Raw genomic sequence first — 7,723 nt, 5'->3', positions numbered from 1 at the left:
CCGCAATTGACGACGACCCGCTCGATTCCAAGCGAATATTCGAAAGACAGGCAGCCGGCGTGCGCGCATAGGGAAAATTCGAAAGGCGGCGGTCCGCCGGCGTCGACGATGACGAGCGCGTCGCCAGCCTCCATCCGCTGATAGCCGGCGTATGGGGCGTTGACGGGCGGCGCGCCGCGCGTGTCCTCGTGGGCGAGCGCGCTCGCCAGCCGGTCCAGCGCCGTCGCGCCCATGCCGTTGAACAGCGCCAGCGACCCGTCGCCATGCTGCAGCATCCGCAGCATCGGCATCATCCGGTCGATGGCGCGCAGGACGGCGGACGGCGTTTGCAGGCCGCGCGCCGCAATCACCTGCCGCAGCGGCAACAGGTCGAGCAGCAGGTCGACCGCGACCTGCGGATTGCGGCTGACATGGCCGCCGTCGATGAGGATCTGGCGGTCGAGCTCCGCGCTGAGCGCGCGCGACACATGCGGGGCGATTTTGCGGCCGGTGTCCGCGCAAACGGCGAATTCGGCAAGCGCGATGGCGCAGAAGGCGCGATCGGCGCCGCGCGCGCCATCGCCGGCCAGCGCCCGCCACAACAGCCGGGCGTTGCGCGCGAGCGCCAACATGAACGCGTCATAAAAATCGGCGTCGGCGCCGTCGAGCAGCGTCGGCGACTGCGACAGGAAAGACAGAAGGCGCCGCGCGACGACGGCAGGCTCCATCGCCGGATCGTCAGCCGGAATTTTCGGAAGCGAAAGAAAATCCGCGACGAGCTCCTGCGCAGTGGCCAGCGCCGCCCTGTTGTCCGAGGCCTGCAAATGCCGCAGCCAGGAGAAGCCTGCAAGCGAGCGCCGCCAGCATTCGGAAGGCGCGGCGACCAGAAAAGGCGATACGCCCCGCGCCTGCACGGTTTTGCCGTCGAAGGAGAAATAGCCGGCGTAAATCTGGTCGGCGACGGTCGAATCGGTGGTTCTGATGTCAGGAGGCGCGATGCGCAGCCGCTCCGGCGGCGCGATCGCCATCGACTTCATGAGGTGATAGGGCGCGGCGGCGCCTCGCGCGAAGGCGCCCGCCGCCCGCGCCGCGGAAACGCTCGCCAGCCGAACCCGATCCCGCAACATGATGGCGCTCAGTGGGCGTCCTCCGACAGCGGCTCTCGCGCGATAGATCCCCACCGGCAACGCGCCAACCGGCAATATCAAACCCCGCCGTCCGCTTATAGTCCATATTTCCGTGACTTCCGAATGAGACCGCGCGGGCTTCGGCGCTACGCCATTGCATGCAAAAGGGGGAAAATGCCAATGTCGCGCCTCTTTTTTAGGAGGCTTCGCCCATGCCGCTTTACACGATCGACGGAATCGCGCCGCGCCTTCCGGCCCCCGGCCGGTTCTTCGTGGCTCCAGGCGCGCACGTCATCGGCCGCGTCGCGCTGGAGGAGGACGCCAATGTCTGGTTTGGCTGCGTGCTGCGCGGCGACAATGAGTGGATCACGGTCGGCGCCCGCACCAATATCCAGGAAAACAGCATTCTCCACACCGACATGGGCTTTCCGCTGGTGATCGGGCCGGACTGCACGATCGGCCATGGCGTCATTCTGCATAGCTGCATCATCGGCGAAGCGACGTTGATCGGCATGGGGGCGACAATCCTCAACGGCGCCAAGATCGGCGCGAACTGCCTCGTCGGCGCCAATGCGCTGGTGACCGAAGGCAAGGAATTTCCCGATTATTCGCTGATCGTCGGCTCGCCCGCCAAGGCGATCCGCACGCTCGACGAAGCGGCGCGCGAGCGCCATCTCGACTCGGCGAAACATTATGTGGAGAACGGCCAACGCTACGCGAGCGGGCTGACGCTGATCGGCTGAAGGCGGCCTCACCGCGACACATACAGCGGGGCGCTGGTCGCCGGGCTAATCGCCACCCAGGCGTTCTGGTTTTGCTGCGACTGGCGCTTGACGAAGCGATAGGGAACGCGCGTCCAGGGCCGCATCTCGTTGGAAAGATTGTCGAGCACGAATTCGCCGCGGTCGGTCTTGACCGTCAGGACGGAATGGCCGTCGCCGTTCTTCTCCTTCACCACGGTGAGCAGCAGCGCCTGCCGCGGAAAGCCTTCCTCGATCAGCATGCGGCGCTTTAGAAGCGCGAAATCCTCGCAGTCGCCCTTGCCGTCGCTGGGATAATCCCACTGATCGACCGCGCTCCAGTGATCGACGTCGGCGATCGGGTCGATATTTTCATTCACCCAGGCGTTGATGCGCGCGATCTTGCGGAAAACGGCGGCGGTGAGTTCGACGTCCTGCGGCGCGGTTTCCTCGTTCTGGCATTCGCCCCGGTAGCGCTGGCAGAAGTCCACCCAGCCGTATGGCACGCTCGTTTCCGGGCCAAGCACGGCGAATGTCGCGGTTTCGGGTCCAGCGAAACTTTTTGCATTAACGACGACAAGCGCCGCGCACGCCATCCCGAGAGCCACAACCGCCTTACTAACGATGCCCAACATAACCCGCCTCCGTGACATGAGGCGAGGTTAGTTTTCTTGTTTTGCTGTCGATGAAAGTATTTATGTCGGATTTTACGCGAATGCGTTCAGATTTTTATAGGTCTGCGGTAAGTATAATTTTGTGCTGTGAAAATGCATAAAATTGAATGATATCCCGCATCATGCTGCTATTACACGACTTTTTCGGCGCACGCGCCAAGGCTCCATCGACAACGACATGCCTCGGCTTAAACTTCGATGCACGCTGGTTAACCTATGCCAGTTCCGGAGGTTAACGCGCGCGTTCAGAGCAAAATTTTTTTTAGCGCGTGTGACGGCACGTCTTCGTGGAAGCGCAAATTAGTCACAGAGGTTTACGCGCGGGCCGAGGAATGGGACCGTTGCGAGACCGAATGACGCCCAGTTGGCGAGCAGGAAGCAGACGAGCGTATTCCCTCGCGAATGCGTATAGCGTCGGAAAGAACAATCGGCCTCGGAGCGGATCATTGGAGAAGCAGCGGCTCGAGGCCTTCAGCGACGGCGTCATTGCGATCATCATCACGATCATGGTGCTCGAACTGAAGCCGCCGCATGAGGCGAGCTTCGCGGCGCTCGCGCAGCTCGCCCCGGTCTTTTTCAGTTATGTTTTGAGCTTCGCCTATATCGCCATCTACTGGAACAATCATCATCACCTGCTGCAGGCGGCGTCGCATGTGACAGGCCGGGTGCTGTGGGCCAACGTCCATCTGCTGTTCTGGCTGTCTCTCATTCCCTTCGCCAGCGCCTGGATGGCGGAGAACCATTTTGCTGGAGCAACGGTCGCGGTCTATGGCGCAGCGCTGCTGGCGCCTGCCATCGCCTATTTCATCCTCGGCCGAATGCTTCTGAAGACGCACCGACCCGAGTCGATGCTCGCACGCGCCATCGGCGCCGATGTCAAAGGCAAGATTTCGGTGCTGCTTTATCTGCTCGCAATCGGGCTGACATTCCTCGATCCGCGAATTTCGCTGGCGATTTACGTGCTCGTGGCGTTGATGTGGTTTGCGCCAGATCCGAGAATTGAGCGCGTGCTTTCTGAGAAGCGTCGAGGCGAGGGCTAACGGTAAAGCCAGGCGTTGCGCGCCAGCATGCCGCCTCCGCCGAGCGCGCGGATCGCAAGATTGCGGGCGACGGCCGCCAGTCCGCCCATATGAAAATAGCCGCCCTGACGACGAGAGGCGCCCACGACCTGCTCGGCGCGGGTAAGCCTTGCGTCCTCATAGGCGGCGAAGGCGGCCTCGACCGTTGCGCCCGGTCGCATGAAGGCTTCCCCCAGGGCGTCGGCGTCCTCGATCGCCTGCGCCGCGCCCTGCGCGAGAAAGGGGACCATCGGATGCGCGGCGTCGCCGAGGAGCGTCACCGGTCCCCTCGTCCAATGTTCCAGCGCCGGCCGCGTGAACAGCGGCCAATGGCGCCAGGAGGCGCCGGCTTCGATCAAGTCGCGCAGTTCTGCCGCGATTTTACGCGGCGCGAGTCGGCGCGCGAGCGCCGCGCCTTTAAGCGACAGGCTCGAAGCGGCGTCCTCGGCTTCCGGCGGCTCTTCGATGATGACGACGGCGTTGATCATTGAGGCGTCGCGCAGCGGATAATGCACGACATGGGCGCCCGGCAGCAGCCAGAGATTGGACTCGCGCGCGCGCAGCGCCGCTGGAACGCTCTCGGCGGGCAGCGTCGCGCGCCAGGCGACGCAGCCGGAATAGGCGGGCGCGTCCCGCTCAGACGGAACGAGATGGCCGCGCACGCTCGAGCGCACGCCGTCGGCGCCGATCAGGCCCGCCGCCTCTATTTCCTCGACGCCGTCCTGGGTGTGCACGCGCATGCGAACGCCTCTGGCGGTCGCTTCGAAATCTCCGACGCGGGCGCCGGCGCGGACATGAGTCTGCGGATTGTCCAGCGCCGCCTGCAGCAGCGCGCCCTGCAGGTCGGCGCGGTGGAAAAGCCGGAACGGCGCGCCCCAGCGGGTCCTCGCGGCGGAAAGATCAAGCCGCGCCAGAACTGCGCCGTCCCGCCCGCGGCGGATATTGATGGCCTGCGGCTCCAGAGCGACGGCGGCGAGCGCCGGTTCGAGGCCGAGCTTGGCGAGAATGCGCCCGGCGTTCGGCGCGATCTGCAGTCCCGCGCCGACCTCTTCGATCCGATGGGCGCGCTCGAGCACCAGCGCGCGCTTGCCGGCGCGCGCCAGCGACAGGGCCGCGGCGAGGCCGCCAATGCCTGCGCCGGCGATGACGATCGGCGCGTTCACCCGCGATCTCTATCAGGCGGCGGCGTCTTCAGAGACGCGATAGACGCATTCGGCAGGGTCGGCGCCGCCGCGCAGGGCCGGGTCGTAGACATAATGCGTCGAGCAATAGGGGCAGACGGCCTCGTTCGACGCGCCCATGTCGATATAGACATGGGGGTGGTCGAAGGGCGGCAGCGCCCCGATGCACATGAATTCCTTAGCCCCGATCCTGATCTGCGCGACGCCGGGCTGATTATGGAAATGGGGCGTGGAATGCTGGGCCATGGTCCGCTCCTTGATGGGCGCCGGGCGGCGGGAACTGCCCCGCCCCTATAGTGCAGTGCAAGGGACTTGGGTAGGGGTCAGCCCGGCGGGTCCGGGTCCGGGTCCGACACGCCCAACGCTTTGAGCCGCGCGCGCTCTTCCTGACTGAGCGCCTTGGCGGGCGTGGCGGGGAAGCCTGGCCGTCGCCGCGCCGCCATATAGACGGCGGCGGCGCCGGCGAGCAGCGCGATCAGCGGCGCGGCCCAGAGCAGCAGCGTGCCGGGCTTCATCGGCGGGCGCAGCAGCACGAAATCGCCATAGCGGGAATGGACGAATTCGCGCACCTGCGCGTCGCTCATCCCCTCCTTGAGCTTCTCGCGCACGAGCACGCGCAGATCCTTGGCGAGCGAGGCGTCGGAATCGTCGATCGACTGATTCTGGCAGACGAGGCAGCGCAGCTCGGTGGTGATCGCCCGCGCCCGCGCCTCGAGCGCCGGATCGGCGAGCATTTCCCCGGGCGTGACGGCATGGGCCGTCAGGGGGAAGAGAACGAGCGCGATAAACACCCCCACCCCAACCCTCCCCCGCTTCGCGGGAGAGGGAGCAAGATTCGGCGATTTCTCGCGATCCGGCGAATGCCGATCGTTAGAGTCCCCTCTCCCGCGACAGCGGGGGAGGGACAGGGAGGGGGCCCAGACAGTCATTCCGCAGGCTCCAGGGCTGGCGCGGCGGCGCGGCGGGCGACGCCGATGCGCAGACGCCGGTCGGCGAGCGACAGCGCGCCGCCGAAGGCCATGACGAGCGCGCCGATCCAGATCAGCGTCACCAGCGGCTTCCAGTACAGCCGCGCATCGATCGTTCCGTCCTCATGCGACTCGCCGATCGCCGCATAGACCTGCCCGAGCCCGAGCGTGACGATTCCGGCCTCCGAGCGCGCCATGCGCCGCGCCTGATAGAAGCGCTTGGCCGGTTCGATCGTCGCGAGCGTCGCGCCATTCTTGCGCACCGCCATCACCGCATAGACTTCCGAATAGTTCGGTCCCTGGCGCGGCGAAACGGATTCGATGCCGATCTGATAGGGACCGACGTCATAGAAGCTCGAAGGCTTCATCGCGACGATGGTTTCGACGCCCCAGCCGGTCGCGGCGAGGCCAAGCAGCGTCAGCCCCATGCCGGCGTGGGCGATCGACGTGCCAAAGGCCGACAGTGGCAACCCGGCGAGCCGCTTCAGGCTCGCGCGCCCGGAGGTCCCCCGCACGCGCAGCGCAAGATCGCTCAGGGCGCCAACGACAAGATAGATCGCGATGCCCGCGGCAGCGATCGAGAGAAACGGCGTTCCGTACCAGGCGCCGAAAGCGGCCGTCGCGACGACGCCGACAACGAAGGCCATACGCAGCCGCTGCAAGGCGGCGGCAAGATCGCCGCGCTTCCAGGACAGCATCTGGCCGATCGGCATCAGCAGAGCGAGCGGCAGCGCGATCGGGATCATCACAGTGTTGAAGAATGGCGCGCCGACGGAAATCTTCTCGCCGGTGATCGCTTCGAGGGCCAGCGGATAGAGCGTCCCGACGATGACGGTGGCGCAGCACGCCGAAAGAAGCAGATTGTTGAGGACGAGCGCGCCTTCACGCGAGATCGGCGAAAACAGACCGCCGACCGGCAGCGCGCTGGCCCGCAGCGCGAAGAGCGCAAGCGCGCCGCCGATAAAGAACACGAGAATGGCGAGAATGAACACGCCGCGGTCGGGATCGCTCGCGAAGGCATGCACCGACGTGAGCACGCCGGAGCGCACGAGGAAGGTGCCGAGCAGAGACAGCGAGAAGGCGAGGATCGCGAGAAAGATCGTCCAGACCTTCAGCCCCTCGCGCTTTTCCATCACGGCGGCGCTGTGCACGAGCGCCGTGCCGGCGATCCAGGGCATCAGCGACGCGTTCTCGACCGGGTCCCAGAACCAGAAGCCGCCCCAACCGAGCGTGTAATAGGCCCAGTAAGACCCCATGGCGATGCCGAGCGTCAGGGCGATCCAGGCAAAGAGCGTCCAGGGGCGAATGACCCGCGCCCAGCCAGCGTCGATGCGTCCGCCAATAAGCGCGGCGGCGGCGAAAGAGAACACGATCGAAAAGCCGACATAGCCGAGATAGAGCAGCGGCGGATGGATCGCGAGGCCCGGGTCCTGCAGGATCGGGTTGAGGTCGCGACCCTCCCACGGCGCCGGCGCGACGCGCGCGAACGGGTTCGAGGTGAGCAGAATGAAAAGAAGAAAGGCCGCGCCGAGCAGACCTTGCACCGCAAGCGCGTCGGCGCGCAGCCTGTCGGCCATTGCGTTGGAGAAAACCGCGATCAGCGCGCCGCAAAAGGAGAGAACGAGCACCCACAGAAGCATCGAGCCTTCGTGGTTCCCCCACACGCCCGAGATTTTGTAGATGAAGGGCTTTAAGGAATGCGAATTCTCGATGACATTGACGAGCGAGAAGTCGGAAACGACATGGGCGTAGGTCAGGGCGCCGTATGACAGCAAGACGAACAGGAATTGCGTGATCGCCGCCGGGCGCGCGACGCGCATCAGCGCGGCGTCGTTCAAGCGCGCGCCGATGAAGGGAATGGCGAATTGCGCCAGCGCAAGGGCGAGCGCGAGGACAAGCGCATAATGTCCGGTCTCAACGATCATGCGGCTGTCTCCCCCTTCTCCCGCTTGCGGGAGAAGGTGTCGCGCCGAAGGCGTGACGGATGAGGGCCGAT

8 protein-coding genes are annotated in these 7,723 nt (G+C 65.4%); 2 read left to right on the top strand and 6 right to left on the bottom strand.

Annotated elements, in window-relative coordinates:
• Positions 1–1,106 (bottom strand): heparinase II/III family protein (locus tag NEI07_RS03770; RefSeq protein WP_256032817.1); only part of this gene is annotated, 1,106 nt, incomplete at its 3' end.
• 212 nt (positions 1,107–1,318) lie between these two features.
• Between NEI07_RS03770 and NEI07_RS03765 the strand changes: the two genes are divergently transcribed.
• Positions 1,319–1,849, top strand: a complete 531-nt coding sequence (locus NEI07_RS03765; protein ID WP_256032816.1) for a gamma carbonic anhydrase family protein — start codon at positions 1,319–1,321, stop codon at positions 1,847–1,849.
• An 8-nt stretch (positions 1,850–1,857) separates the two neighbouring features.
• Here the strand turns inward: NEI07_RS03765 and NEI07_RS03760 are convergent, their stop codons facing one another.
• Positions 1,858–2,481, bottom strand: coding sequence for a transglutaminase-like cysteine peptidase (locus tag NEI07_RS03760; protein WP_256032815.1), 624 nt, complete (start codon positions 2,479–2,481; stop codon positions 1,858–1,860).
• Between the two features lie 485 nt (positions 2,482–2,966).
• Here NEI07_RS03760 and NEI07_RS03755 point away from each other — a divergent pair, with 485 nt between their 5' ends.
• Positions 2,967–3,560: a TMEM175 family protein gene (locus tag NEI07_RS03755; RefSeq protein ID WP_256032814.1), complete on the top strand. Its 594-nt coding sequence runs from the start codon at positions 2,967–2,969 to the stop codon at positions 3,558–3,560.
• Here the strand turns inward: NEI07_RS03755 and NEI07_RS03750 are convergent.
• The 4 genes from NEI07_RS03750 to NEI07_RS03735 form a co-directional block, all read right to left on the bottom strand.
• A complete protein-coding gene (locus tag NEI07_RS03750) occupies positions 3,557–4,741 on the bottom strand; it encodes an FAD-dependent monooxygenase (protein ID WP_256032813.1) in 1,185 nt (394 codons plus the stop codon). The genes NEI07_RS03755 and NEI07_RS03750 overlap by 4 nt on opposite strands.
• A 12-nt stretch (positions 4,742–4,753) precedes the next feature.
• On the bottom strand, positions 4,754–5,005 hold the full coding sequence (locus NEI07_RS03745; protein ID WP_175092633.1) for a zinc-finger domain-containing protein: 252 nt from the start codon (positions 5,003–5,005) through the stop codon (positions 4,754–4,756).
• A 77-nt stretch (positions 5,006–5,082) separates the two neighbouring features.
• Positions 5,083–5,556 (bottom strand): cytochrome c-type biogenesis protein, encoded by a 474-nt coding sequence (locus NEI07_RS03740; protein WP_256032808.1) that lies wholly within the window; start codon positions 5,554–5,556, stop codon positions 5,083–5,085.
• Positions 5,557–5,684: 128 nt separating this feature from the next.
• Positions 5,685–7,652 carry a heme lyase CcmF/NrfE family subunit gene (locus NEI07_RS03735; RefSeq protein WP_256032818.1) on the bottom strand — a complete coding sequence of 656 codons (1,968 nt, stop codon included), beginning with the start codon at positions 7,650–7,652 and terminating at the stop codon, positions 5,685–5,687.
• Positions 7,653–7,723 lie beyond the last annotated feature (71 nt).

The organism is Methylocystis suflitae (assembly GCF_024448135.1).
Classification (GTDB): Bacteria; Pseudomonadota; Alphaproteobacteria; order Rhizobiales; family Beijerinckiaceae; genus Methylocystis; species Methylocystis suflitae.
This window is presented reverse-complemented; position numbering and strand designations above follow the sequence as displayed.

What these genes read in the sequence shown, in the direction of transcription:
- NEI07_RS03745 (WP_175092633.1), bottom strand. Translation starts at nt 5,005, where the DNA reads ATGGCCCAGCATTCCACGCCCCATTTCCATAATCAGCCCGGCGTCGCG.
- NEI07_RS03765 (WP_256032816.1), top strand. Translation starts at nt 1,319, where the DNA reads ATGCCGCTTTACACGATCGACGGAATCGCGCCGCGCCTTCCGGCCCCC.
- NEI07_RS03760 (WP_256032815.1), bottom strand. Translation starts at nt 2,481, where the DNA reads ATGTTGGGCATCGTTAGTAAGGCGGTTGTGGCTCTCGGGATGGCGTGC.
- NEI07_RS03735 (WP_256032818.1), bottom strand. Translation starts at nt 7,652, where the DNA reads ATGATCGTTGAGACCGGACATTATGCGCTTGTCCTCGCGCTCGCCCTT.